Genomic DNA, 24,712 nt, shown 5'->3' with positions numbered 1-24,712 from the left:
TAACAGTGACATAGCCCTCAGTTTTGGTGGTTCATCATGAAGTTTATCGACGAAGCAAGAATCGAAGTCATCGGCGGCGACGGCGGCAATGGCTGCGCCTCGTTCCGACGCGAGAAATTCCGTCCGTTCGGCGGCCCTGACGGCGGCGACGGCGGCCGCGGCGGCTCGATCTGGGCGATCGCCGACCGCAACGTCAACACCCTGGTCGACTTCCGCTTCTCCAAGGTGCACACGGCGCGCAACGGCGAACCGGGCCGCGGCTCCGACTGCTACGGCAAGGGCGCCGAGGACGTCTACCTGCGCATGCCGGTCGGCACCCTGATCATCGACGATAACAATGGCGAAATCCTGGCCGACCTGACCGAACATGGCCAGGTCGAACTGCTGGCCAAGGGCGGCGAGGGCGGCTGGGGCAACATCCACTTCAAGACCTCGACCAACCGCGCGCCGCGCCAGAAGACCGAAGGCAAGGAAGGCGAGCGCCGCGCGCTGCGCCTCGAGCTGAAGGTGCTGGCCGACGTCGGCCTGCTGGGCATGCCGAACGCCGGCAAGTCGACCTTCATCACGGCGGTGTCCAACGCCAAGCCGAAAATCGCCGACTATCCGTTCACGACCCTGCATCCGAACCTCGGCGTGGTGCGCGTCTCGCACGAGAAGAGCTTCGTCATCGCCGACATCCCGGGCCTGATCGAAGGCGCGGCCGAAGGCGCCGGCCTGGGCCACCAGTTCCTGCGCCACCTGAGCCGCACCGGCCTGCTGCTGCACATCGTCGATTTTGCGCCGGCGGACGGCAAGACCGACCCGGTCAAGGACACCAAGGCCCTGGTCAAGGAACTCGAGAAGTACGACGAAGAGCTGGTCAACAAGCCGCGCTGGCTGGTGCTGAACAAGCTGGACGTGGTGCCGGAAGACGAGCGCAAGAAGGCTGTCAAGGACTTCGTCAAGAAGCTGGCCTGGAAGGGCCCGGTGTTCGAGATCTCGGCGCTGAGCCGCGAAGGCTGCGAAGACCTGGTCCACGCGATCTACAAGTACCTGGAAGAGAAGCGCCACGTCGAGCACCGTTCCGAAGAAAAGCAGATGACCGAGGAAGCGCGCGGCATCTCGTCGATCGATCCGGACGATCCCCGCTTCAAGATTCTCGAAGACTGATTTGGTCCTATCCCCGTCGCGCCGCTTTCTCCTGCGCAGCCGGCTGCTGCAGGCGACCGCCACGGCCAGCTCGCTGGCCGCGTTGTCGGCATTCCTCGATCCGGACCGGGTCGCGGAAGCGATGGGCCTGTTTCTCGTGGGCGTGAACGGCTACAGCCAGTTCTACGCCATCTATGTCGGAGTGCGCCTCGCCACCGCGGGGCTGGCGTTCCTGGCGGCCAGGCGGGGCGACCAGCCCATCCTCGGCGACCTCGCAGCATTATTCATCCTGGCGCAGCCGCTCGGCCGCCTCGCCGCGTCCTTCGCGATCGGCCTGCCCCAGGGCTCACTGTTCGTCGTTAGCGGAATCGAAGTGCTGCTCGGCCTGGCGCTGCTGCTGCTTCGCCCGCCAGGAAAGCCCTTTTCGCCACTCCCCGAATCATGAACTCCGACATGTCCGCCACCTCCGTCATCCAGTCCGCCTCGCGCATCATCGTCAAGGTCGGCTCCTCGCTCGTCACCAACGAAGGCCGCGGCCTCGATAACGCCGCGATCGCGCGCTGGGCCGCCCAGATCGCGTCCCTGCGCACCCTCGGCAAGGAAGTCGTGCTGGTGTCTTCCGGTGCGATCGCCGAAGGCATGCTGCGCCTCGGCTTCAGCGCGCGCCCGACCGACATCCACGAACTGCAGGCCTGCGCCGCCTGCGGCCAGATGGGCCTGGCCCAGATCTACGAAACCAGCTTCGCCACGCACGGCGTGAAGACCGCCCAGGTGCTGCTGACCCACGCCGACCTGGCCGATCGCGAACGCTACCTGAACGCACGCTCCACGCTCACCACCTTGTTGCGTCTGGGCGTGGTCCCGATCATCAACGAGAACGACACCGTGGTCACGGACGAGATCAAGTTCGGCGACAACGACACCCTCGGCGCGCTGGTCGCCAACCTGATCGAGGCCGACGCCCTGGTGATCCTGACCGACCAGAAGGGCCTGTACTCGGCCGACCCGCGCAAGGACCCTCAAGCGAAGCTGATCGCCGAAGCCCAGGCCGGCGACACCTCGCTCGAAGCGATGGCCGGCGGCGCCGGCAGCAGCATCGGCCGCGGCGGCATGCTGACCAAGGTGCTGGCCGCCAAGCGCGCCGCGCGTTCGGGCGCGCATACCGTGATCGCCTGGGGCAGGGAAGACAATGTGCTGGTGCGCTTAGGCAGAGGCGAAGCGATCGGCACCCAGCTGCTGGCGCCCACCGCGCGCCTCACCGCGCGGCGCCAGTGGATGGTCGACCACCTGCACACGGCGGGCGAACTGGTGCTGGACGCCGGCGCCGCGCACAAGCTGCAGAAAGAGGGCAAGTCGCTGCTGCCGATCGGCGTGACGGCCGTGCGCGGCGAATTCGGGCGCGGTGCACTGGTCACCTGCGTGACCGAGGACGGCGCCGAGATCGCGCGCGGGCTCGCCAACTACACCGCTTCCGAGACCAGGCGCATCATGCGCCACGCTTCCAGCGAGATCGAGTCCATCCTCGGCTACGTCGAGGCGCCCGAGCTGGTGCACCGGGATAACCTGGTCCTGCTCTGAGACTCTGAGGCTCAGCGGCGCAGCAGCGCCGCGTAATTGACGTCGATCTGGCCTGGCGCGTCGCGGAAAGTGAGGCGTAGGGCCCGCACCACCTGTTTCTGCGGCAGTTTCGGTTCGAAACACGCCACTTCCGAAAAGTTCGCTGCGGGCGCGGCAAGCCGTCCTTCCCAAGCCTTGCGCCAGCCTCCATCCGCATCCTGTATTTCGACCAGCGCCAGCGCGCGTGAGCCGGCTTCGTTCATGGCGACGTGGATGGTATCGGTGGCGACCGCCTCGTCGAAACTCACACTGATCCGGCGCACGTCGCCGCCTTCGACGGCGACGCCGCTCGCATCGACCCGTTTGCCCTGCGCGGGAGCGGCGCTCCCCACCATACAGTCCTGCGCCGGCGCGACGCCGTAACGGATGCCGGAGCCTTGCGCGGTGGCGCCGCACGACAGGCAGAGCAGAACCGCCGTGCAGGCGGCGCGCACCAGATTCATGACAGGTATGGGCATGGTTTTCCCCTCGATAAAGGACGCAGCGGTCCGGAACAATCCCTAGCCTAGCAGGCGGCGTACGGGGTTCGCCATGGTTTCTTATTGATGGCAAATAATATTTCCATGTTGTGGCAATTTGTATTGCTAATGCGTGGATATATTGTGTTAAATTAGCCGGAAATTAATAACATTAGCGAAAGGACCGCCATGCAGGAACTGAACCTCGCCTCCCAACTGCTCGAAGGCGGCACCGGCGTCGTCGTGATCGGCGCGCTGTCGGTGCTGGCGCTGGCCGTGGCGTTCGAACGGCTGGCGAACTTCCGCGCGCAAAAGGTGGCGCCGCAGGACCTGGCCGACGAGGCGCTCGGCCTGTGGCGGGCCGGCGACTACGCGGCGCTGGCGACGCGCGCCGGGGAAGACCGCAGCAGCCTGGCGCGCGTGCTCGAATTCATGGCCGGGCATCCGCGGCTGCCGGCCGAGACGCTTTCGGCGCGCGCGGCCGAGATCGCGTCGACGGAGCTGCGCCTGCAGCAGCAGAAGGCCTATGCCCTGAACGTGGTCGCCACCATCGCGCCGATCGTCGGCCTGCTGGGCACCGTGGTCGGCATGATCGAGGCCTTCCACGTGATCGCCTTCAACGGCATGGGCGATCCGACCCTGCTGGCCGGCGGCATCTCGAAGGCCCTGGTCAACACGGCGGCCGGGCTGTCGGTGGCGCTGCCGTCGCTGGCGCTGCACCACTTCTTTCGCAACCGCATGGTGAACATCGGCATCCTGCTGGAACGCCAGCTCGGACGCCTGCTGGACGAAGTGCGCGCCAGGGAGGCCGGCCATGCGCATTGAGCTCGGCGAGGACGACCAGCCCGAGATCGGCCTGATCGCACTGATCGATTGCATCTTCTTCCTGCTGATGTTCTTCATGGTCGCGACCTCGTTCAAGCAGAAGGAGCAGCAGCACAAGGACAAGGCCATCCCGATCACGCTGCCTCGCTCCTCCGCCACGCTCGACCTGGCCGACGCTGCGCCCGATCCGCTGGTGATCCGGGTTGACCGCGCGGGCCAGGTAGCGATCGGCGAGGACAGGCTGTCGATCGAGGCTCTGCACGAGCGCCTGTCGGGCGAGGCGCGTGCGCATCCGGGCCGGCCGGTGCGCATCGAGGGAGACGGCAACGCTTCTTACCAGTCCATCGTCCATGTGCTCGACCTGTGCCAGTTCGAAGGCCTGAGCAATATCGCGATGCGTGCACGCCGGCAGTAAATGAATGCCGACGCGACTTTCCGACTGGACGGTTCGAGCATGGTCGAGCCGTGGCGCCGTCATCCCTGGCTGATCGCATCGCTGGCGGCGCACGGCGTGCTCGCGGCCAGCCTGTACACGGCCGGGCCGGTGCACGTCGCCATCAAGCGCGACGACGGCTTGCGCGCGCAGGTCGCGCAGTCGCTGCAACACACCGGGCAGCGCCAGATGCGGCGCGAGCTGCGCACGATGGAGGAGATCCGCGATGCGCTGGCGGAAAGCGCAGGCGAAGCCGGTGGCGAGGGCAAGGGCAAAGGCGGCAAGGACGCCCCCCTGCCGCCCGATCCTGCCGAGCGGGCGCGTGAACTGGCCCGGCAGATCGGGCAGGTGCAGCAGAAGATCCGCGCCACCGAGTTGGCACGCGTGTTGCGCATCCCCGCGGCCGAGGCCCTCAGGCGCGTGCAGCTCGACGAGGCGCGCAAACCCAGGCCGGCATCGACCAAGCATGCATCGCCGGAAGTCCAGGTGGCCCAGCTGGCGCAACAGGCCAAGGCCGCCCTGGCGCAGCGCCGCGCGCAACTGCTGGCGCAGCAGCAGGGCGTCGCCATCAAGCCGGAGGCAGGAGAGCTGAAGCCAGGCCGGCCGCAAGGCGGTAAAGCCGGCCAGGGACCGGGCAGCGGCAAGGCGGCCGGCCAGGGTGGCCAGGGCCAAGGCAATGGCCAGATGAGCGGCCAGGGCGGCCAGGGTGGACGGCCAGGGGGCAATGGCATCGTGCAGAACTCGGCCTCGCGCGGCAGCAAGGTCGAGGCCCTGGTCAGCGGCCTGGCGCTGGGCGCGCCCGGCGCGATCACGGGCAGCAGCATCGACATGTCGAGCAATGCCTTCAGCGACTCCCGCAGCTTCGGCGCGTTCCTGGCACCCCCGCCGGTCGACGCCGTCACCATGCGCACCGGCCGCGGCCGCACGATCGGCGCCGGTGGCGCCTACGCCAACCGCATCTTCCTCGATACCTGGTATGTGATCGGCCCCTTCGAAGGCGCCGGCCATGACAGCCAGAACGCGATCTATCCGCCCGAGCGTGGCGTCGACCTCGACGCGGTCTATTACGGCAAGAACGACCTGCCGGTGCGCTGGACCTTCCAGCAGGACGGGCGCTACCCGTCGATCCCGCTGCCGCGCGCCGAGAACGCCGTGTATTACGCCTACACCGAGGTCGTGGTCGACCGCGACATGGACCTGTGGGTGTGGATCGGCGGCGACGACGATACCAAGATGTGGTTCAACGACCGCCTGGTCTGGCTCAGCGGCGATGGCGTCGACAAGCCCTGGTACCGCCAGCCTTTCATGACGCTGCCCGAGATGCACACCCTGAACCTGACCGAAGGCCAGCGCCGGCTGCACTTCAACAAGGGGCACAACACCATCCTGCTCAAGTTGTACAACGGGGTGGACCTGATGTTCTATTCGGTGGTGCTGTCGAAATGATCCACGTCCGGCGATACCCATTCCTGTCGCTGTCGCTCGTGGCGCATGCGGCGCTGCTCGGCGTGCTGTACGCAGTCGTCGTTCGCGTCGAGCTGGACCAGCAGCGCATCCGGCGCGACCGGGAGCAGCCAATGGTCGACGCCGGCAAGCAGCTCACGGAACGGGCGCGCCTCGAAAAACGCGTGCACGACATGGCGCGGATCAAGTCCCAGCTCGAATCGGGGGCGGCGGCTGACAACGATGACCACGTGCAGTTCAGCGCGCAGCCCAGGACGCCGGAAGAACTGCTCGAGGAAGCCAGGGAGCTGTCCCGCAGGATCGACAAGATCGAGCGTGACGCCCGCGCCGAGCGACTGGCGAAGCTGCTCCACATCCCGAAGCAAAAAGCGCTGGAAAAGGTCGCGCAGATGCCCAAGCCGGAAGAGCCGGCCGGCGCCGAAGCCGGCAAGCCCGTCGATGCGGCTTCGATGATCGAGCAGCTTGAAGCAAAGGCGCGTGACGCTTTGGCCCGGCGCGGCCGGCAACTGAAGCAGCAGCAGGACGGCATGCGCATGGCGGCAGGCGAATTACGCAGCAGCAGCGCTGTGCGGCAGGGCGGGCCAGGCGGGCAAGTTGGCGGCGGCCCCCCGGGCGCGAAAAGCCCCGCCGGCGCGTCCATGTCGTCCGTGTTTCGGGCGATCGATGCATTCATCAATTCCGACCGGGCGGGCCGGGGGATTGAGGGCAATGTCGTGGCGGGCAACCACGACGACATCGATCAAACCATCGTGCGCATTCCGGAGGTCCCCGCCGGCGCCAAGGTCAAGGGCACGGGTCGCATCATCGGACCCGGCGGCCCTTATGCCGACCGTGTCTACGTCAATCGCTGGTACCTGATCGGCCCCTTCGAGCGCAAGCATGGCGACGCGTGGCTTTCGCCCGATCCGCCCGAGCAGGCCGTGGTCCTGGACGCCGCCTATCGCGGCAAGGACGGCCGCCTGCTCAAGTGGGAATACGTCGACTCGGCAAACTATCCCCTGGTTCCGCCCCAGCCTGCCGAAGAGGCCGTGTATTACGGCTATACCGAGCTGATGGTCGACAAGGCTCGGGACCTGACGATCTGGGTCGGCGCCCACGACGACGCGCAGCTGTGGCTCAACGACAGGCTGGTCTGGCGCGGCAGGAATGTGGCCAAGGGGCCGTTCTACAGGGAGGTCCACGACGCGGACAACATCCATGGCCGCGATTACAACTTCAGCGAAGGCAAGCGCGTCGTGCATGTCAGGCAGGGCCGCAACAAGCTGTTCTTCAAGCTGTCGAACGGATTGGGCTCCGTGTTTTTTTCGCTGGTGCTGACGAAGTGATTCTTGTGCACCAGCCGGCGCCGCGGTCTTGTCCTTGCACTCGACAAGTCCTGGTACCGCGCACCTTTCTACAACCTGTATCCCCGGCCGGCCGGCAAGGAGGTCTTTTCGGCCGCCGAGAACCTGGCCTACACGCTGCGGGCATTGAAGCGCGCGGATTAAAAATAGTAGACTCCCAGCCCCATCCACCCTCTCACGACACCGCAATGCAAAACAGTTCGCCCTTCGCCGTTGTCCAGGCCCAGCTCGACGCCTTCAACGCCAGGGACATCGATGCGCTGATGCGCGCCTACGCGCCTGCTGTCGCGCACCGTGATGGGGAAGTTCGTGACCGACCTCGAACTCATCACCCGCAACTTCCCGGAAGGCGTGGGCACGCTCGAGATGCTGTGCATTGACGAAGTGGTCGACGGGCGCATCCGGCGCGCTTCGTTCGCACCCGGCGCGATGACGCTTCTCAATCCGTAAGCGCAGGCACGGACGGAGGCAGGACGCCGGCCGGCGCCGGGGTCTTGTCCTTGAATTCGCACAGGTCGTTGATGATGCAGTTCCAGCACTTCGGCTTGCGCGCCACGCAGGTGTAGCGGCCGTGCAGGATCAGCCAGTGGTGGGCGTCGTGCAGGAATTCCTTCGGCACGAACTTCAGCAGCTTGCGCTCGACCTCGTCGACGTTCTTGCCCGGCGCGATCTTCGTGCGGTTCGAGACGCGGAAGATATGGGTGTCGACCGCCATCGCAGGTTCGCCGAAGGCCGTGTTCAGCACCACGTTGGCGGTCTTGCGGCCCACGCCGGGCAGGGCTTCCAGCGCTTCGCGGTCGCGCGGCACTTCGCCGCCGTACTGGTTCACCAGGATCTCGCAGGTCGCGATGACGTTCTTCGCCTTGTTGTTGTACAGGCCGATGGTCGAGATATAGGTCTTCAGCTCGTCCAGGCCGAGGTCGAGGATGGCCTGCGGCGTGTTCGCCACCGGGTACAGCCTGCGCGTGGCCTTGTTGACGCCGACGTCGGTCGACTGGGCCGACAGCAGCACCGCGATCAGCAGTTCGAATGGCGTGCTGTATTCGAGTTCGGTGGTCGGATGGGGATTGGCGGCGCGAAAGCGCGTGAAGATCTCGTAGCGCTTAGTGGCGTTCATTTGCTTGCGTTCATGTGAGGGCGTTTATTCGGACTTCCCGGCAGCCTTCAGGCGCGCGCGCTCGATGGCGGCGGCGATGATGGCGCGCTTGCGCTCCTTCTCGGCCAGCTCTTCGGCGGTGTTGGTTTCTTCGGCCGTCACCGCGCGCATCTTTTCCAGGGCCTTGGCGGCCAGGCGCGCGTCGTTCTCTTCCTTCTCGCGCTGCAGGCGCTCGCTGCGGAAATCGTGGCGGGCGCGGGCGGCATCGGCCTGCTCCTGCGACCACGCATCCCAGCCGGTACGCTCTCCCGTCACCGGGATCATGCTGATGCAGTCGACCGGGCAGGGCGCCACGCACAGGTCGCAGCCGGTGCACAGGCTGGGCAGGATGGTGTGCATCTGCTTGGGCGCGCCGAGGATGGCGTCCACCGGGCAGGCCTGGATGCACAGGGTGCAGCCGATGCACAGGGCCTCGTCGATGAAGGCGACCGGACGCGGACGCTCGACGCCGTTGGCCGGATTGATCGGGATGACGGGCCGGCCCGTGACCCGCGCCAGGCGCGCGACGCCTTCCAGGCCGCCCGGCGGGCAGCGGTTGATGTCGGCCTCGCCGTTGGCGATCGCTTCGGCGTACGGACGGCAGGCAGGGTAGCCGCACTTCGTGCACTGAGTCTGCGGCAACAGGTCTTCGATCTGGTCGGCGAGGGATTTCGTCACGGTGCTCAAGCGGTTACTGAATAAAAGTCTGGCGTTTGCTAAACCGCCATTATCCGCTAAATGGGCGGCGCCGTCGAAAGCCGGCCCGCCATGGCCGCTCTGCTGTCAGGAACGCTGCCATTTGTCCTACAGCCTTGCGTGCTGCACCGTACGGAGTGCCGAGTTCGCTTGATGGTCTACTGAACCCAGGCAATGAACGAACAGGAGGGTCTTATGGAAAAGAAGCACCTCATCATTCCAGCACTGCTGACCGCACTGCTGAGCGCCAGCGCCTCGGGTTTTGCCCAGGATCGTTATCACGGCGACCGTGACCGCGACCGCGGCGACCGTTACAGCCAGCGCGACCGCGACGATGGCCGCAACCGCCAATACGACCGCCGGGACGAGCGCCGCGACGACCGCCGCGACGGCTACCAGGCCCGCGGCGGCGGCCGCTACGGCAACGAAGGCTGGGGTGGCGACGAACACCGCTGGAACGGCGCCGGACCGGAGCACAGCTTCCGCCGCGGCGACCGCCTGCCGAGCCGCTACCGCAACCACCAGTATGTGGTGAACAATTATCGCGAACACCATTTGCGGCCTCCGCCGAGGGGCTATCACTGGGTGCAGACAGGGAGCGACTACGTGTTGGCGGCCATCGCCACCGGCGTGATCGCAGACCTGATGATCAATCACTGATACCGCGGGCTGCCCATGGGGCGGCCCCGGCAGGTGACCTACCGGCCGCGCTGCCGCATCGGATGACCGATGTGGTAGTGTGGCATTTGCCTATGGAAATTGGACATTGGATATTGGAGGACGCATGCATCGCCGACGCACCCTGATTGCCTTATCCGCCGCCGTCGCCCTGAGCGCAGGCGCGCCCGCGTGGGCGCAGCAGGACGCGCGTGCGCGCCAGGAAATCGCCCACCTGCTCGACTACGTCGCCCAGTCCGGCTGCCAGTTCAACCGCAACGGCAGCTGGCACGACAGCAAGGCGGCCCGCGAGCATCTGCAGGAAAAATACGACTACCTGCAGCGCCGCGACCTGGTGCCGGACACGAAGGCCTTCATCGACCGCGCGGCGTCCCAGAGCAGCATGAGCGGCAAGTCTTACCTGATACGTTGCGGCGACGGACAGCCGACGACCAGCGCACAATGGCTCAACACCGAGCTGGAGCGGTATCGGGCGGCGCACAAATAAGCACACCCCGTCGTCCCCGCGAAGGCGGGGATCCAATTCTTGTAGGCGCTAACGAAACGCAAACAAACCTGGGTCCCCGCCTTCGCGGGGACGACGGTAAAAAAAATGCCGCGGAATTCCGCGGCATTTTTCATGGCCCCACTGCCAGGTCAGGCATTCTTGCGAATGAACTCCCCGATCATCGGGCAGATGATCTCGCGCCAGCGGCGGCCCGAGAAGATGCCGTAGTGGCCGCACTTGGGCGCCGTGAACTGCTCCTGCTTTTCGGCCGGGATGCCGGTGCACAGTTCGTGCGCGGCGTGGGTCTGGCCGGCGCCGGAGATGTCGTCCAGTTCGCCTTCGATGGTGAACAGGGCCACATCCTTGATGTCCTGCGGACGCACCAGCTGGCCGCCGACTTCCCAGGTGCCTTTCGGCAGGGCGAAGTCCTGGAACACGGTCTTGATCGTCTCCAGGTAGTACTCGGCCGGCATGTCCAGCACGGCGTTGTATTCGTCGTAGAACTTGCGGTGGGCTTCGGCCGAATCGTCGTCGCCGCGCACCAGGTGCTGGTAGAACTCGCGGTGGCTCTGGGCGTGGCGGCCCGGGTTCATCGCGATGAAGCCGGCGTGCTGCAGGAAGCCCGGATAGACCTTGCGGCCGAAGCCCGGGTAGTTGCCCGGCACCGCGTAGATCACGGTGTTCTCGAACCAGGAGAATGGCTTTTCCGTCGCCAGGTCGTTGACCGCGGTCGGCGATTTGCGCGGATCGATCGGGCCGCCCATCATGACCATCGATTTGGGCAGCTTCGGATCCTTGTTGGTCGCCATCAGCGAGATCGCGGCCAGCACCGGCACGGTCGGCTGGCAGACCGAGATCACGTGCACGTCCGGACCCAGGTGGCGGATGAAGTCCTGTACGTAATAAATATAGTCGTCGAGGTGGAACGGGCCATCCGACATCGGCACCATGCGGGCGTCGACCCAGTCGGTGATGTAGACGTCCTGGTTCGGCAGCAGGGCGCGCACGGTATCGCGCAGCAGGGTGGCGTGGTGCCCCGACAATGGAGCGACCACGAGCACGGTCGGCTGCTTGAGTTCCGCGAACGCCGCGTCCGGCAGGTCCTTCTTGAAATGCAGCAGCTTGCAGAACGGCTTGCTGACCACGGTGCGTTCCATGATGCCGACCGTCTGGCCGTCGATCGTGGTCGAGTTCAGGTCGAAGGCCGGTTTTTCGTAATCCTTGCCCAGTCGATACATCAGCTCATAGCCGGCGGCGATACGCTGGGAGAACGGGGTGTGGGCGAATGGCGAGACGGGATTCGAGAACAGTTTTGCAGAGGCATCGGCCCACTGCATCAGCGGGTTCAGGAAGGAGCGTTGCATCTCGTGCAGTTGATAAAGCATGTTATTTCCTTCTCATTGCTCTGCGTACATACATTTGCGCAGCAGATTCGATCAATTATAGGCCAATTGGTTTGGCGTGGGGCAACATGAGATGGTGTCCTGAATCTAAAAAATAGTGCAATGCAACATTAGTATCACAGTTCCTTATCCGCCTTCGGTTAAGTGCCCTACATAAGAAAAAAGCCCCGCAGAGGCGGGGCTTGTTCGTCGCGAGGCTGAAACGGAACGTTCAGTCGAATACCGGCGTCTCGACGCCGAGGATCTTGTGCAGTTTCGGCGAGGTCGTCGTGTACTGCATGTGGATCTTCTTGTCCGGGAAGATGTACGGTGCGGCGCCGAAGGCGGCCAGCGCGGCTTCGTGGAAGCCCGACAGGATCAGCTTCTTCTTGCCCGGGTAGGTGTTGATGTCACCCACGGCGAAGATGCCCGGCACGTTGGTTTCGAACTTCTCGGTGTCCACCACCTTCAGCTGCTTGCGTTCGATGTCCAGGCCCCATTCGGCGATCGGGCCCAGCTTCGGCGACAGGCCGAAGAACACCATCAGCATGTCCAGCGGGACGCGGCGGGTCACGCCGTCGGCGCCGGTGACCTTGACTTCGGACAGCGTGCCATCCTTTTCGTCGAAACCGGTGACCTGGCCGGTGATCAGCTGCATTTCGTATTCTTCGCACAGCTGCTTCATCTTGGCGACCGAAGCGGGGGCGGCGCGGAAGTCTTCGCGACGGTGCACCAGCACCACGGATTCGGCCTTGCCGACGAAGTTCAGGGCCCAGTCCAGGGCGGAGTCGCCGCCGCCGCAGATGACCAGGTTCTTGCCTTCGAACAGTGCCGGATCCTTGACGCGGTAGAACAGCTGGCTGTTCTCGAACTTCTCGATGCCGTCGACCTTGATCGTGCGCGCCTGGAAGGAACCGACGCCGGCGGCGATGAAGATGGTCTTGGTGATGAAGCGGGTGCCGGTCGAGGTTTCGACGTTGAAGCGGTGGTCTTCACGACGCTGGACGGTGGTGACTTCCTGGCCCAGGTGGAAGGTCGGGTCGAACGGCTCGATCTGCTTGAGCAGGTTGTCGGTCAGTTCCTGGCCGGTGCAGACGGGCACGGCCGGGATGTCGTAGATCGGCTTGTCCGGGTACAGTTCCACGCACTGGCCGCCGACGGCCGGCAGCGAATCGATCACGTGGGCTTTGATCTCGAGCAGGCCCAGTTCGAACACCTGGAACAGGCCGACCGGACCCGCGCCGATGATCACGGCGTCGGCTTCGATGGCGCCGGCAAAAGAGCTGTTGGGAGCGATGGTGCCCACTTCGGGGGTGGCACTGATTGTCATGCTGATCTTTCCTGTTGATGTATGTGGCAGGCTTCTTAGCGGGCCAGTTGGTCCAGCTTGTCCTTGACGTCTTTCCACTCTTCCGCGTCGGGCAGGGCAGGCTTGGTCTTGGTGATCGACGGCCAGTTGCGCGACAGGTCGGCGTTCAGCTTGATGAATTGCTGCTGGTCCGACGGCACGTCCTCTTCCGCGTAGATCGCGTTGACCGGGCATTCCGCCACGCACACGGCGCAGTCGATGCACTCGTCCGGATCAATGGCGAGGAAGTTCGGGCCTTCCCGGAAACAATCTACCGGGCATACATCCACGCAATCGGTATAGCGACAACGGATGCACGATTCGGTGACAACGTGGGTCATAACAGTCCTTAATCAGTGGAAGCGGCGGCGTGTTGGGTTCGGAGGGTTCGCCGGACGCGGCAAAGCACTGTATTTTAGGGCAATTCGGCCATTACGACAAATCAGGCTTATACACAATATACATAAGCAAATGTTCTTCTTGCGGGCGCTGCCAAGAGGAACAATTGCCGAATATTCAACGGCTGGCCCGGCGGCTTGCGCGCAGATGGCCGCTCAGGGCCTGCCGGCCGGGCGCCGATCTTCATCTCAGGCCGCGGGCATGCCGAGCACCTTGCCAGCGGCGGTCCCGGTGGCGGAGACCCGTGCCGTGGCCGCCGCCGCCGTCATGCCGTCCGCCCCGGCCTTGATCGCGGCGACCGTGGCCTCGGCTTCCGTTCCGGCTTTGGCCACCTCTTCGCCGGCCGGGCCGAAGCGGCCGTGATCAAGGCACCAGCGCGCCAGCGCCTGCGCTTCGGCGTCGAGGATGCGCTCCACGTTGTAGTACTCGGCCAGGTTCATGGTGCCGCAGCAGGCACGCCGGTCCTGTTTCGCGCCCGGCGCGTCGGTCACGCGCGGCGCCAGGCGCAGCCCGGGCGGGTGCGGGCCGGTGAAGGTGGCCGGCACCTCGACCACTTCGCGCTGGGCGAAGCGGTTGCGGATGAAGGTCGTGTATTCCGCCGGCTTGCCGTCTTCCAGGGTCAGTCGCAGCATCTCGTTGGCGACGTCGGCATAGGTGGCGGCGGCGTCGGGAGCGGCGATCAGGGCGCGCAGCAGCAGCCCGCGCAGCCACGCCGCGACCCGGTGCAGGACGCTGGCGCAATCCTCCAGTTCCGGGTTGCGCTCGAAGGCGAAGATGTCGGCCAGGATGTCGTACACGGCGCCGGTGAAGACCTGCGAGATCGCGTGCACCTCGGTGCCGGCTTCGCTGAGCGTCAGGTCGTTGTCGGCATTGCGCAGGCCGTTGGTGCTGCCCAGCGCCAGGCCGAACTGTTCGGCGATGTCTGCCAGGAAAGTTTTGTCGTGCAAGTGCGCCTTGGTCTGGGCCACCACCGCCTCGCACTGGTCGAGCTGGGACAGGGCCAGGAAGATCGCGGTCAGGTCGCCGAAGGATTCGTGCAGGCCGCCGGTCTGCGGCGGGTTGTCCGCCATCAGCCATTGCGGCTTGATGCCGTCCAGTACGGCGTGGCCGGTCTCGTGCGAGACGATGTCGAAGGAACGGCAGGTGTACACGCGCGCCGTCTCGCCGGGCGGGATGAAGTCGCCGAACTTCAGGCAGGCTTGCGTGCGGCTGTAATAGGCGTTCATCACGTTCGGCAGGCCGTAGGGATGGACCTGCAGCGGCGAGGTGTCGACGCTGCTGTTCCATTGCCAGGGCAGGGGCATGGTGCTGCCTGCGGTGGACAGGGCGCGCTGGTACATGGTGAGGGTCTGGCGCACCACGGCGAAGGTGTGGACGGCGTCGAACTGCGGCGTGTCCGGCATGGTCACGAAGTCGCCGAAGGCGTTCGGCTCCACCGCCGGGATGTCGGGATCGTCGCCGATGGCGATGCGGGCGTCGCGCGGGCCGGCCAGCACCACGCCCGGCAGGAACACCTTGCGGGTGCCGATTTCGGACACCGACGGGTCCTGCTTCCACATCAGCACCCGGGCGCCGAAGGCGTAGGGCAGGGGAACGTCGTCCTGCGAACTCTCTTCCTCGTTGCCGGCACGGCCCGGCGCACCGGCGCCAGGCCCGCCCGGGAGGCGCGGGCGGCCGGGCTGGTCGAGCAGCTGGGCGGCCTTGCGGTGCTGGCGATACGGCGCGGTTGGCATCGGCACGTAGCCGATCGGGGGCTGGGCGGGTTCGGGCAGGCTGGCGTCTCGTGACATGGTGGCTTCCTCCGTTGAGCAGGCTGCGGCAGGCGGACCGCAAGGGAAATGGTCACCCGCTACACCTTTTAAGCAATTGATGCTCATCAACAGGGCGCCGCTGCTGGCCTTTGCGCGACCCAGCTGGCATGATGGCGGACTTTGTCGTTGTCGATTCAGGAAGGAAGAGCCAGATGGCGGATATCAGCATCACCCAGCAGCACCAGCTCAGCCAGGATGCGGCGCGCGCGGCGGCCCAGAAAATGGCGGACAAGCTGGCGGGAGAATATGGCCTGCACTGCAGGTGGGAGGGCGACGTGCTGCGTTTCGAGCGCAGCGGCGTGGAAGGGACGCTCGCGCTGGGCGAGCGTCAGGCGGACTTGCGCATCAGGCTGGGCCTCCTGATGGGCGCTTTCCGCTGCACCATCGAGGCGAAGGTGGCGGAAAGCATGCGCAAGGTGTTTGCCGCCTGATCAGTCTTTCAGGTCTTCGATCAGGTCGACGTACTGCTGCATCGCGTCGTCCTGCGAGGTGCCTTTCAGGGCCGCCCAGGCGTCGTACTTGGCGCGGGCGACCATGTCGGTGAAGCCCGGACGCTCGCCGGTGACGTCGCCGCTGGAGCCCTGCTTGAACAGGGCGTAGATCTTCAGCAGCGTCATGTTGTCCGGACGTTCGGGCAGGTTCTTCGAATCGATCTGGGCCTGGGCGAACTGTTCTTGCAAACTCATGGGGCAACTCCTTGGATAAAATGCCAATACTTCGGGCATCTTAGCGCATCCCGGCAGGAATCACCCCTCAATTAGAAGAAACCCTCGGTCGATTCGGCGTGGGCACGTGGTGCCCACCCTACCGGATCACACGCATCGCCGTAGGGTGGGCACCACGTGCCCACGCAGGCATGAATCAGAGCGCCAGCAGCTCGACGTCGAAGATCAGCGTCGCGTTCGGCGGAATCACGCCGCCGGCGCCGCGTGCGCCATAGCCCAGGCTGGCCGGGATGATCAGGCGGCGCGCACCGCCCACCTTCATGCCCTGCACGCCTTCATCCCAGCCCTTGATCACGTGGCCGGCGCCCAGCGGGAACTGGAACGGGTCGTTGCGGTCTTTGCTGGAATCGAACTTGGCGCCCTGGCTGCCGTCGTCGTTCTGCAGCCAGCCGGTGTAGTGCACGGTCACGTACTGGCCGGCCTTGGCTTCCGGGCCGCTGCCTTCGACGGTGTCTTCGTATTGCAGGCCGGAATTCGTGGTGGTGATGGGCATGATATGGTCCTCTTGTTCAGGGTGAAATGGCGATTGTAGTCGATGGCCTGCCCGGTTGCTATGAAACTGCCAATCCCATGGTGTTCACATACTGTTGACGCCTTTTCCACTGTGTTGCGGGGGCGCGCCGAATTCTTGTCGAAACCTGTCAACCACCCTTCGAATACAGACGTTTCCCCGTAGAATAAGAACTTCCTCCACCTCCGGGCTGTCGTCCTCCCATGCTGCGTCGTTTTCGTAAGCTTTTCGTTTCTGGTCTTTGCCTGTTGAGCGCCGTGCAGGCCGCCCAGGCCAACGTCGTCGTCGTCCTGAATTCGCGTGATGCCACGGTCCAGCTGCTGGACCAGGCGACCGGCGCCGACAACGGCACCTTCGCCGTCGGCAAGGAGCCGCACCACCTGATGGCCACGCCGGACAACAAGTCCGTGATCGTCGCCAGCTCGGTCGGCAACGAGCTGATCTTCCTGGATCCGGTCACCGGCAAGGTCCAGCGCAAGGTGACCGACGTGCTCGATCCCTACCAGATCGGCTTTTCGCCCGACCAGAAATGGTTCGTCTCGACCGCGCTGCGCCTCGACCGCGTCGACATCTACCAGTACGTGAACGGTAACTTCGTGCTGAGCCGCCGCGTGCCGATGCCGCGCATGCCCAGCCACATCGCGTTCGACGCGGCCAGCACCACCGCCTTCATCACCCGCCAGGGCAGCGACCAGGTCAGCGCGATCGACCTGAAGACCGGCGCCATCAAGTGGACCATGGCGGTCGGCAAGCTCCCGGCCGGCATCACCATGACGCCGGACGACAAGTACCTGCTGGTCGGGATCATGGGCAGCGATTATGTCGAGGTGATCGACTGGCGCACCGCCAAGACCGTCAAGCGCATCAAGACCGGCAACGGCGCCCACAACTTCCGCGCGCTGGGCGACAAGCGCCACGTGTTCGTGTCGAACCGCGTGCAGAACTCGATCAACATCATCGACCAGGTCACGCTGGAGAACGTCGGCATGATCCCGGTGCCGGGCGGCCCGGACTGCATGGAACTCTCCAGCGACGGCAAGACCCTGTGGGTGACCCAGCGCTGGATCAAGAAGGTTGCCGTGATCGACGTCGCCAGCCGCAAGGTGCTCAAGATGATCCCGGTCGGCCGCTCGCCGCACGGGGTGTTCTTCGCCAACTCGGCGCCGAGGATGTGATGCGGCCGCGGCCAGCCCAGGCCGCGGCGGCGCTGCTGCTGGCGGCTACCGTAACTCTGCAAGCCTCGGCCGCCGATGTTTGCAAGGGCACCATCTACCTGACCTTCGACACCGGCAGCCAGTCGCAGGCCGAACTGATCGCGGATACGCTGCGCAGGCACCACATCAAGGCCACCTTCTTCCTGGCCAACGAAAAGACGGTGCGCGGCGACTGGTCGCTGGATCCGTCCTGGTCCGATTTCTGGAAGGCGCGCGTCGCGGAAGGCCACGCCTTCGGCTCCCACACCTTCGACCATGTCTACTGGAAGCGCGACGAGGCCGGCGGACGCATGCTGGTCAAGCCGCAGTTCGGCGCCCGCGCCGGGACGCTCCAGGGCTGGACTCCGCAGCAGTATTGCGACGAGCTGCGCCGCGTCGACACCCGTTTCAGGGAACTGACCGGACGCCACCTCGACCCGATCTTCCGCGCGCCGGGCGGACATACCTCGCCCAACGTGCTGGCCGCCGCGCAAGGCTGCGGCTACCGCCACGTGGGCTGGGCGCCGGCCGGCTTTTCCGGCGACGAGACGTCCAGCGAGGCATTCCCGAACGCGCTGCTGCTGAAGCGCGCCCTCGGCGGGCTCAAGGACGGCGACATCTTCATGGCCCACATGGGCATCTGGTCGCGCAAGGACCCGTGGGCGCCGGCCAACCTGGAACCCTTGATCGGTGGCCTCGAGCAGAAAGGCTTCTGTTTCGCTACACTGCGTGAGCATCCCGCGTACGCTTCTCAATTCAAACAATGATCCAGCATTTCCTCGATTGGTTCGCATTCCTCCAGGGCTGGCTGTTCGAGTCCGTGGTCGAACCCTTCCTGTTCTATACCGGCCTGGGCGAATACGCCGAGGACGCCTTCGAGGGCGTCGAGTGGTTCCTGGCCGGCGCCTGCGAGGTGGCGGCGCTGTACCTGATCCTGCGCCCGCTGGAGGCGATCATCCCGGCCCAGCAGATGAGCGACCGCCACGCGCGCTGGAACGACTTCGTCTACACCCTGATCCACCGCCTGGGCTTCTTCACGATGGCGGTATTCTTCACGCTCGACCCGGTGATGGACCACGTGGCCGGCATGCTGCGCATGGAAGGCGTGCACCCGTTTAACCTGGAGTCCCTGGTGTCCGGCATGAGCCCGCTGGCCAGCTTCCTGGTCTACCTGGTGGTGATCGATTTCTTCGACTACTGGTTCCACCGCGGCCAGCACAGATTCCGCTGGTGGTGGGCCCTGCACAGCCTGCACCACAGCCAGCAGAACATGAACCTGTGGAGCGACGACCGGAACCACCTGCTGGACGACCTGCTGCGCGACGTCTACCTGGCCCTGATCGCGCTGGCGATCGGCGTGGCGCCCTCGCAGTACGTGCTGCTGGTGTCGGTCTCGCGCGCGCTCCAGTCGCTGCAGCATGCGAACGTGCGCATCCACTTCGGCTGGCTGGGCGAGCGCCTGCTGGTCTCGCCGCGCTTCCACCGCACGCACCACGCGGTCGGGATCGGCCATGAATCGAAGGGCAGGGAGCTGGGCGGCTGCAATTTCGGCGTGCTGCTGCCGGTCTGGGACCTGCTGTTCAGGACCGCCAACTTCGCGCCGGGCTTCCACGGCACCGGCGTGCGCGACCAGTTCGAGCGCACCGCCCCGGACGGCACGGTGCGCGCGGCGCGCGACTATGGCCGCGGCTTCTGGCGCCAGCAGTGGCTGGGCCTGGTGCGCCTGGCCGAATCGCTCGGCCGCCGGCCGAGAGGCAGCGCCTGATGGTGCGCCCGATCGCGATCGCCTACGGCCGCGCGCTGCGCTCGCAATTCTCGAGCCGCATGCTGCTGTTGTCGGTCGTGCCGCTGCTGCTGTCGCTGGCGCTGTGGGGCAGCCTGCTGTACGCCGGCATGCAGCCGCTGTACGACTGGCTGCAGGATACGTTCCGGGAATACGGCCTGTTCGAGACCAGCGGCAGCATCCTCTCCACCCTGGGCCTGGGCTTCCTGAAGACCCTGGTCGTGCCGCTGGTGGCGATGCTGGCGCTGCTGCCGCTGATGATCATCACCTCGCTGCTGTTCATCGGCGTGGGCGCCATGCCGGCCATCGCGCGCCACGTCAGCCGGGTCCAGTTTCCGGCCCTGGAGCGCAAGGAGGGCGGCAGCTTCCTCGGCAGCCTGGGCGCCAACCTGTCCGGCATCGTGGTGTTCGCGCTGCTGTGGATCGTGACCCTGCCGCTGTACGCGCTGGCGCCGGTCGCGCTGGTGGTGCAGGCCGTGCTGTGGGGCTGGCTGACGGCGCGCGTGATGAGCTACGACGCGCTGGCGATCCACGCCAGCCTGGAGGAACGCCGCATCATCGTGCGCAGCCGGCGCCGCCAGCTGCTCCTGATCGGCACCATCTCCGGCCTGCTGGGCGCGCTGCCGGGCGTGGCCTGGATCGGCGGCGCGCTGCTGTCGGTGGTGCTGTTCCCGGTGCTGGCGGTACTGTCGATCTGGCTCTACCTGATCATCTTCATTTTCACCGGGCTGTGGTTCCAGTATTACTGCCTGCAGGCGCTGGAGGACCTGCGCGCGGGACAGGCAAACAAGGAACCGGCGCCCACCTGACCCAAGGAGGCAAGGATGGCATTCGGCCTGATCATCGTCGGCGACGAAATCCTGTCCGGCAAACGCAGCGACAAGCACCTGCCCAAGGTGATCGAGCTGCTCGGCGAGCGCGGGCTGCAGCTGGCCTGGGCCGAGATCGTCGGCGACGATCCGGCGCGCATCACCGCGCTGCTCGAGCGCAGCTTTGGCGGTGGCGACATCGTGTTCTCCACCGGTGGCATCGGCGCCACCCCGGACGATCACACGCGCCAGTGCGCCGCCGCGGCGCTCGGGCGGCCGCTCGCGCTGCATCCGGAAGGGAAGCTGCTGGTCCAGGAACGGATCCGCGAGACCGCGCGCGAAGCGGGCATCGAGCCGGATCTCGATTCGCCGGACAACCTGCACCGCCTCAGGATGGCCGAATTCCCCGCGGGCGCCACATTGATCCCGAATCCCTACAACCGCATCCCCGGCTTCAGCGTAGCCCGCCACGCCGGCGCGCCGCACCATTTCGTGCCCGGCTTTCCGGTCATGGCCTGGCCGATGATCGCCTGGGTGCTCGACACGCAGTACGGCCACCTGTTCCACCGCGAAGCGCGCGCCGAACGCGCGCTGCTGGTGTACGGCCAGGCCGAAGCGGTGCTGACCCCGCTGATGGAGCGCCTGGAGGCGAACTACCCCGGCGTCAACGTATTCAGCCTGCCCAGCGTTGGTGATATGAAGACGCGCCGCCACATCGAACTGGGCGTGAAAGGCGACCCCGTCCAGGTCGCTTCCGCCTTCGGCGACATGTGCGCGGAACTGGCGCGCATGGGGGCCGAGTACCAGCCGTTACCGCAGCCCTCGCAGCGGTAGTTGCGGCGCTGGTACGGTCGTGCAAACTGAGCCGTTGTTTTTTTGCGAAAATACTCGGGCGACGTCAAAAATCTGTGTGAGCGGCTCCTGTATGTCACATTGATGTGGTGGAATGATGTCTGTGAGCAGCGCAATCTGGAGTGAGGTTGCGCCTGACTTTGTGAACTTTTCGACGACCTGGATCACTCGCAGCGCCAGTAGTGGGCGCGCCGGTTGACGGGAATTGCAGAACATAGATTCAAACCGGTTAAACGATATGGAACGTATTCGCCGTCCTGGACGGCCCCGCCTCTCCCGCGCCCTGCGCCGCATCCGTAATTTCGTGCTGCCGGGCCAATCCGCCCTTGCCGGCGTGCCAGCGATGGCCGCCGTGCAGGAAGTCCCCCTGCACGACACGGCGACCCGCCTGGAACCCGTCCTCGAGCCCGCGGCCATTCCCGTGCCCGCGGATTCCGGCTCGGGCGTCGAGCAGCCGCCGGCGCCAGGCGCGCCGCCAAGGCGCCGCTGGCGCAGGGTCAAGCGCGCGCTGCTGGTGCTGATGCTGGTCCTGGTGGCCGGCGGCGCCGCGTTCGCCGTCTACGAAAGCCGCACCTCGGCGGTGCAGGCCCGCTTCTTCGCCGGGCTGGCCAAGAAGATCAGCTACCGCGTCGACACAGGCCCGAGCGATGCGATCCGCTTTCCCTCCGCCAGCCCGTACGACGAGCGGCTCGGCTATTCGAACCTGCCGAACTACCTGGCCAAGCTGAAGACGCGCGACTACGTGATCGTGTCGCAGGCGCGCATGTCGCCGAAGATGGTCGAACTGGCCGACATGGGCCTGTTCGCGACCTACCACGAGAAGACCCGCGCCGGCCTCGACATCCTCGACTACAGCGGCGAGCCGCTGTTCTCGGCGCGCTTCCCGGAACGCCTGTACGAAAAATTCGACGCCGCACCGAAGCTGCTGGTGCAGAGCCTGCTGTTCATCGAGAACCGCGAACTGCTCGACACCACCTACCCGAAGCGTAATCCGGCGGTGGAGTGGGACCGCTTCTCGAAGGCGGTGTTCGACAAGTCGCTGCACGCGGTCGGCCTGGGCAGCGGCGGCCGCGTGGCCGGCGGCTCGACGCTGGCGACCCAGATCGAAAAATACCGCCATTCGCCGGAAGGCCGCACCGCCTCGCTGTCCGACAAGCTGCGCCAGATGGCGTCGGCGATGCTGCGCTCCTACCAGGATGGCGAGGACACCAGCGCGACCCGGCGCCGCATCGTGCTCGAATACCTGAACACGGTGCCGCTGTCGGCCAAGCTGGGCTACGGCGAGGTGAACGGCATCGGCGACGGCATGTGGGTCTGGTACGGCCGCGACTTCGCCGAAGTCAACCGCATCCTGGGCAGCAATGCCGCGACGCCGGAATTCGCCTTGGTCTACAAGGAAGCGCTGTCGCTGATGATCGCCCAGCGCCGCCCGGCCTACTACCTGGGCGCCGGCGAGAAGGATCTCGAACAGCTCACCAACAGCCACCTGCGGGTGCTGGCCCAGGCCGGCGTGATCTCGCCAGCCCTGCGCGACGCCGCGCTGGCCGCGACCCTGCATCCGGCGCTCGGCTCCGGCGTGGCGCCGCCGCCGGCCAACACCTTCGTCACCCGCAAGGCCGCCAACGCGGTGCGCAACCACCTGGCCAACCTGCTGGGCGACTCGCGCCTGTACAACCTCGACCGCCTCGACCTGTCGGTGGTGACCACCCTGAACTCGGAAGCGCAGAAGGCCGTCACCGCGGCATTGCGCCGCCTGACCGACAACGAAGCCGCGGCCGCCGCGGGCCTGACCGGCAAGGGCATGCTCGGCAACGGCGACCCGTCCAAGGTCGTGTACAGCTTCACGCTGATGGAGCGCGGCGACCATGTGAACTACCTGCGCGTCCAGACCGACAACTACGACCAGCCGCTCGACATCAACGAGGGCGCCAAGCTGGACCTCGGCTCGACCGCCAAGCTGCGCACGCTGACCACCTACCTCGACATCGTCGACCAGCTGCACCAGCGCTACGAGCCGATGTCGAAGGCCGAGCTGGCCAAGGTGAAGATCGATCCGAAGGACCGCTTGAGCCAGTGGGCGGTCGAGTACTTCATGACCCTGCCGGAAGGCGCCGACCGCAGCCTGCCGCCGATGCTGAACGCGGCGATGGAGCGCAAGTACTCGGGCAACCCGGGCGAGGCCTTCTTCACCGGCGGCGGCCTGCACACCTTCGGCAACTTCAGCAAGCTGGACGACAGCCGCATCCTGACCGTGCAGCAGGCGCTGCAGAACTCGACCAACCTGGTGTTCGTGCGCCTGATGCGCGACGTGGTGCGCTACTACATGTTCCAGCTGCCGGGCTCCTCGGCCCAGCTGCTGGCCGACGCCGACGATCCGCGCCGCGCCGAGTACCTGTCGCGCTTCGCCGACCGCGAGGGCAAGGACTTCCTGGCGCGCTTCTGGAACAAGTACCGCGGCATGGAGTGGAACGAAGTCGAGGCCGCGCTGATGCAGGGCGTGCGCCCGGCCGCGTCGAAGGTGGCGGCGGTCCACCGCACCATCATGCCGGATGCGTCGCTGGCCGAATTCAGCAAGTTCATCCACACCCACCTGCCGGACGACAGGGAAGTGGACGAGGAACGCATCGCCAAGATGTACGAGCAGTACGCGCCGGCCAACATGTCGCTGGCCGACCGCGGCTACGTCGCCTCGGTCCATCCGCTCGAGCTGTGGCTGGCGGGCTACCTGCGCACCCACCCGAAGGCGGGCTGGGACGAGGTGACCAAGGCCTCGGTGAAGGAGCGCCAGGAAGTCTATTCCTGGCTGTTCAAGACCCACCGCAAGCATGCCCAGGACAAGCGCATCGCCGGCCTGATCGAGGTCGAGGCCTTCCTGAAGATCCACGCGCAGTGGAAGAAGATGGGCTATCCCTTCGATTCGCTGGTGCCGTCCTACGCGACGACCCTGGGCGCCTCGGCCGACCGGCCGATCGCGCTGGCGGAGCTGATGGGCATCATCATCAACGGCGGCGTGCGCAAGCCGACCCAGCGCATCGATTCGTTGCACTTCGCCAAGGACACGCCTTACGAGACCCTGGTCAAGCGCAGCGAGGACGGCAAGGGCGAGCAGGTGCTGAACCCGCAAGTCGCCCGTGCGGTGGCCGACGCCATCCGCGGCGTGGTGCAGGAGGGTACCGCCAAGCGCGTCAAGCAGGCCTTCTATAAACAGGACGGCAGCGTGATCGCCCTGGGCGGCAAGACCGGCACCGGCGACCAGCGCTTCGACGTCTACGGCGCCGGCCACCGCCTGATCGAATCGCGCTACGTGAACCGCTCGGCGACCTTCGTGTTCAACATCGGCGAGCGCTTCTTCGGCAGCATGACGGCCTATGTGCACGGTCCGGAGTCGGCCCACTACGACTTCACCAGCGCGCTGCCGGTGCAGCTGCTGGTGACGCTGGCGCCGAGCCTGATGCCGATGATCGAGAAGCAGGACACGGTGACGGTGCCGGGCCTGCACGTGGTGACGGCGGCCGAGAAGGCAGCCGCCGCCGCGGCCGCCGGCAACCAGCTGACCGACGATGTCGCCACCGTGAAGCCGGCGCCCGAAGACGCCCAGGCCGAAGAGGTGACGGCGCCAACCAAGTCGGCCGCCC

The 24,712-nt window shown here is 65.9% G+C and carries 26 protein-coding genes and 1 pseudogene; 18 read left to right on the top strand and 9 right to left on the bottom strand.

The annotated features are described in order from the left end of the window. The first annotated feature begins 36 nt into the window (after window positions 1-36). Genes obgE through proB form a run of 3 tightly spaced genes read left to right on the top strand, consistent with a single transcriptional unit; the run spans window position 37 to window position 2,706 of the window. Window positions 37-1,149, top strand: a complete 1,113-nt coding sequence (gene obgE / locus AC3A6M_RS06195; RefSeq protein WP_487851858.1) for a GTPase ObgE — start codon at window positions 37-39, stop codon at window positions 1,147-1,149. Between the two features lies 1 nt (window position 1,150). After that, entirely contained in the window at window positions 1,151-1,573 is a 423-nt protein-coding gene (locus AC3A6M_RS06190) for a hypothetical protein (protein ID WP_487851857.1), read from the top strand. 8 nt (window positions 1,574-1,581) lie between these two features. Continuing rightward, the gene (gene proB / locus AC3A6M_RS06185; protein ID WP_487851856.1) at window positions 1,582-2,706 is read left to right on the top strand and encodes a glutamate 5-kinase; all 1,125 of its coding nucleotides are present in this window, start codon (window positions 1,582-1,584) and stop codon (window positions 2,704-2,706) included. Window positions 2,707-2,717: 11 nt separating this feature from the next. On the opposite strand, the gene AC3A6M_RS06180 is transcribed toward proB, so the two are convergent. Continuing rightward, window positions 2,718-3,188, bottom strand: coding sequence for a hypothetical protein (locus tag AC3A6M_RS06180; RefSeq protein ID WP_487851855.1), 471 nt, complete (start codon window positions 3,186-3,188; stop codon window positions 2,718-2,720). Between the two features lie 204 nt (window positions 3,189-3,392). On the opposite strand from AC3A6M_RS06180, the gene AC3A6M_RS06175 reads away from it, so the two are divergent. From AC3A6M_RS06175 to AC3A6M_RS06150, 6 genes are all read left to right on the top strand, one after another. Continuing rightward, complete coding sequence (locus AC3A6M_RS06175; protein ID WP_487851854.1) at window positions 3,393-4,028, top strand: MotA/TolQ/ExbB proton channel family protein; 636 nt, start codon at window positions 3,393-3,395, stop codon at window positions 4,026-4,028. Beyond that, window positions 4,018-4,443 carry an ExbD/TolR family protein gene (locus tag AC3A6M_RS06170; RefSeq protein WP_487851853.1) on the top strand — a complete coding sequence of 142 codons (426 nt, stop codon included), beginning with the start codon at window positions 4,018-4,020 and terminating at the stop codon, window positions 4,441-4,443. The genes AC3A6M_RS06175 and AC3A6M_RS06170 overlap by 11 nt, the downstream gene beginning before the upstream one ends. Continuing rightward, window positions 4,444-5,907, top strand: a complete 1,464-nt coding sequence (locus AC3A6M_RS06165; protein WP_487851852.1) for a hypothetical protein — start codon at window positions 4,444-4,446, stop codon at window positions 5,905-5,907. Then, window positions 5,904-7,250, top strand: coding sequence for a hypothetical protein (locus AC3A6M_RS06160; protein ID WP_487851851.1), 1,347 nt, complete (start codon window positions 5,904-5,906; stop codon window positions 7,248-7,250). Before AC3A6M_RS06165 ends, AC3A6M_RS06160 begins: the two co-directional genes overlap by 4 nt. A 3-nt stretch (window positions 7,251-7,253) precedes the next feature. Continuing rightward, the gene (locus tag AC3A6M_RS06155; RefSeq protein WP_487851850.1) at window positions 7,254-7,412 is read left to right on the top strand and encodes a hypothetical protein; all 159 of its coding nucleotides are present in this window, start codon (window positions 7,254-7,256) and stop codon (window positions 7,410-7,412) included. Between the two features lie 165 nt (window positions 7,413-7,577). Beyond that, window positions 7,578-7,718, top strand: coding sequence for a hypothetical protein (locus tag AC3A6M_RS06150; RefSeq protein ID WP_487851849.1), 141 nt, complete (start codon window positions 7,578-7,580; stop codon window positions 7,716-7,718). Here the strand turns inward: AC3A6M_RS06150 and nth are convergent. Together nth and rsxB are read right to left on the bottom strand one after the other, a co-directional pair. Next, entirely contained in the window at window positions 7,708-8,385 is a 678-nt protein-coding gene (gene nth, locus AC3A6M_RS06145; protein WP_487851848.1) for an endonuclease III, read from the bottom strand. The two genes, AC3A6M_RS06150 and nth, sit on opposite strands and share 11 nt — an antisense overlap. A 24-nt stretch (window positions 8,386-8,409) precedes the next feature. Further along, window positions 8,410-9,081: an electron transport complex subunit RsxB gene (gene rsxB, locus AC3A6M_RS06140; RefSeq protein ID WP_487851847.1), complete on the bottom strand. Its 672-nt coding sequence runs from the start codon at window positions 9,079-9,081 to the stop codon at window positions 8,410-8,412. A gap of 213 nt (window positions 9,082-9,294) precedes the next feature. Between rsxB and AC3A6M_RS06135 the strand changes: the two genes are divergently transcribed. Together AC3A6M_RS06135 and AC3A6M_RS06130 are read left to right on the top strand one after the other, a co-directional pair. Then, a complete protein-coding gene (locus tag AC3A6M_RS06135; RefSeq protein ID WP_487851846.1) occupies window positions 9,295-9,759 on the top strand; it encodes an RcnB family protein in 465 nt (154 codons plus the stop codon). A gap of 124 nt (window positions 9,760-9,883) precedes the next feature. Further along, window positions 9,884-10,264 carry a YfeK family protein gene (locus AC3A6M_RS06130; protein WP_487851845.1) on the top strand — a complete coding sequence of 127 codons (381 nt, stop codon included), beginning with the start codon at window positions 9,884-9,886 and terminating at the stop codon, window positions 10,262-10,264. Between the two features lie 149 nt (window positions 10,265-10,413). On the opposite strand, the gene AC3A6M_RS06125 is transcribed toward AC3A6M_RS06130, so the two are convergent. From AC3A6M_RS06125 to AC3A6M_RS06110, 4 genes are all read right to left on the bottom strand, one after another. Then, window positions 10,414-11,649 carry a polyhydroxyalkanoate depolymerase gene (locus AC3A6M_RS06125; RefSeq protein WP_487851844.1) on the bottom strand — a complete coding sequence of 412 codons (1,236 nt, stop codon included), beginning with the start codon at window positions 11,647-11,649 and terminating at the stop codon, window positions 10,414-10,416. A 229-nt stretch (window positions 11,650-11,878) separates the two neighbouring features. Further along, on the bottom strand, window positions 11,879-12,976 hold the full coding sequence (locus AC3A6M_RS06120; RefSeq protein ID WP_487851843.1) for an NAD(P)/FAD-dependent oxidoreductase: 1,098 nt from the start codon (window positions 12,974-12,976) through the stop codon (window positions 11,879-11,881). A 35-nt stretch (window positions 12,977-13,011) separates the two neighbouring features. Continuing rightward, a complete protein-coding gene (fdxA, locus tag AC3A6M_RS06115) occupies window positions 13,012-13,335 on the bottom strand; it encodes a ferredoxin FdxA (RefSeq protein WP_487851842.1) in 324 nt (107 codons plus the stop codon). A 246-nt stretch (window positions 13,336-13,581) separates the two neighbouring features. Beyond that, window positions 13,582-15,183 carry a hypothetical protein gene (locus AC3A6M_RS06110; RefSeq protein ID WP_487851841.1) on the bottom strand — a complete coding sequence of 534 codons (1,602 nt, stop codon included), beginning with the start codon at window positions 15,181-15,183 and terminating at the stop codon, window positions 13,582-13,584. A gap of 173 nt (window positions 15,184-15,356) precedes the next feature. On the opposite strand from AC3A6M_RS06110, the gene AC3A6M_RS06105 reads away from it, so the two are divergent. Further along, on the top strand, window positions 15,357-15,635 hold the full coding sequence (locus AC3A6M_RS06105; protein WP_487851840.1) for a polyhydroxyalkanoic acid system family protein: 279 nt from the start codon (window positions 15,357-15,359) through the stop codon (window positions 15,633-15,635). Here AC3A6M_RS06105 and AC3A6M_RS06100 read toward each other — a convergent pair whose 3' ends face one another. Both AC3A6M_RS06100 and AC3A6M_RS06095 read right to left on the bottom strand, forming a co-directional pair. Further along, window positions 15,636-15,890, bottom strand: coding sequence for an acyl-CoA-binding protein (locus tag AC3A6M_RS06100; RefSeq protein WP_487851839.1), 255 nt, complete (start codon window positions 15,888-15,890; stop codon window positions 15,636-15,638). A gap of 175 nt (window positions 15,891-16,065) precedes the next feature. Beyond that, window positions 16,066-16,422 (bottom strand): FKBP-type peptidyl-prolyl cis-trans isomerase, encoded by a 357-nt coding sequence (locus tag AC3A6M_RS06095; protein WP_487851838.1) that lies wholly within the window; start codon window positions 16,420-16,422, stop codon window positions 16,066-16,068. Window positions 16,423-16,643: 221 nt separating this feature from the next. On the opposite strand from AC3A6M_RS06095, the gene AC3A6M_RS06090 reads away from it, so the two are divergent. The 6 genes and pseudogenes from AC3A6M_RS06090 to AC3A6M_RS06065 form a co-directional block, all read left to right on the top strand. Next, window positions 16,644-17,615, top strand: coding sequence for a YncE family protein (locus AC3A6M_RS06090; RefSeq protein WP_487851837.1), 972 nt, complete (start codon window positions 16,644-16,646; stop codon window positions 17,613-17,615). Further along, entirely contained in the window at window positions 17,615-18,400 is a 786-nt protein-coding gene (locus AC3A6M_RS06085) for a polysaccharide deacetylase family protein (RefSeq protein ID WP_487851836.1), read from the top strand. The genes AC3A6M_RS06090 and AC3A6M_RS06085 overlap by 1 nt, the downstream gene beginning before the upstream one ends. Beyond that, window positions 18,397-19,398: a sterol desaturase family protein gene (locus tag AC3A6M_RS06080; protein WP_487851835.1), complete on the top strand. Its 1,002-nt coding sequence runs from the start codon at window positions 18,397-18,399 to the stop codon at window positions 19,396-19,398. Before AC3A6M_RS06085 ends, AC3A6M_RS06080 begins: the two co-directional genes overlap by 4 nt. Continuing rightward, complete coding sequence (locus AC3A6M_RS06075; protein ID WP_487851834.1) at window positions 19,398-20,225, top strand: EI24 domain-containing protein; 828 nt, start codon at window positions 19,398-19,400, stop codon at window positions 20,223-20,225. The genes AC3A6M_RS06080 and AC3A6M_RS06075 overlap by 1 nt, the downstream gene beginning before the upstream one ends. A 15-nt stretch (window positions 20,226-20,240) precedes the next feature. Then, complete coding sequence (locus AC3A6M_RS06070) at window positions 20,241-21,059, top strand: competence/damage-inducible protein A (RefSeq protein ID WP_487851833.1); 819 nt, start codon at window positions 20,241-20,243, stop codon at window positions 21,057-21,059. Window positions 21,060-21,597: 538 nt separating this feature from the next. After that, window positions 21,598-24,606 (top strand): annotated as a pseudogene (locus AC3A6M_RS06065) (transglycosylase domain-containing protein); the annotation flags it as partial. Window positions 24,607-24,712: the final 106 nt, after the last annotated feature.

The organism is Telluria sp. Soil_C_11, from assembly GCF_057657395.1.
Note: the sequence above shows the minus strand (reverse complement) of the source record. Positions and strands in the feature narration are given on the sequence as shown.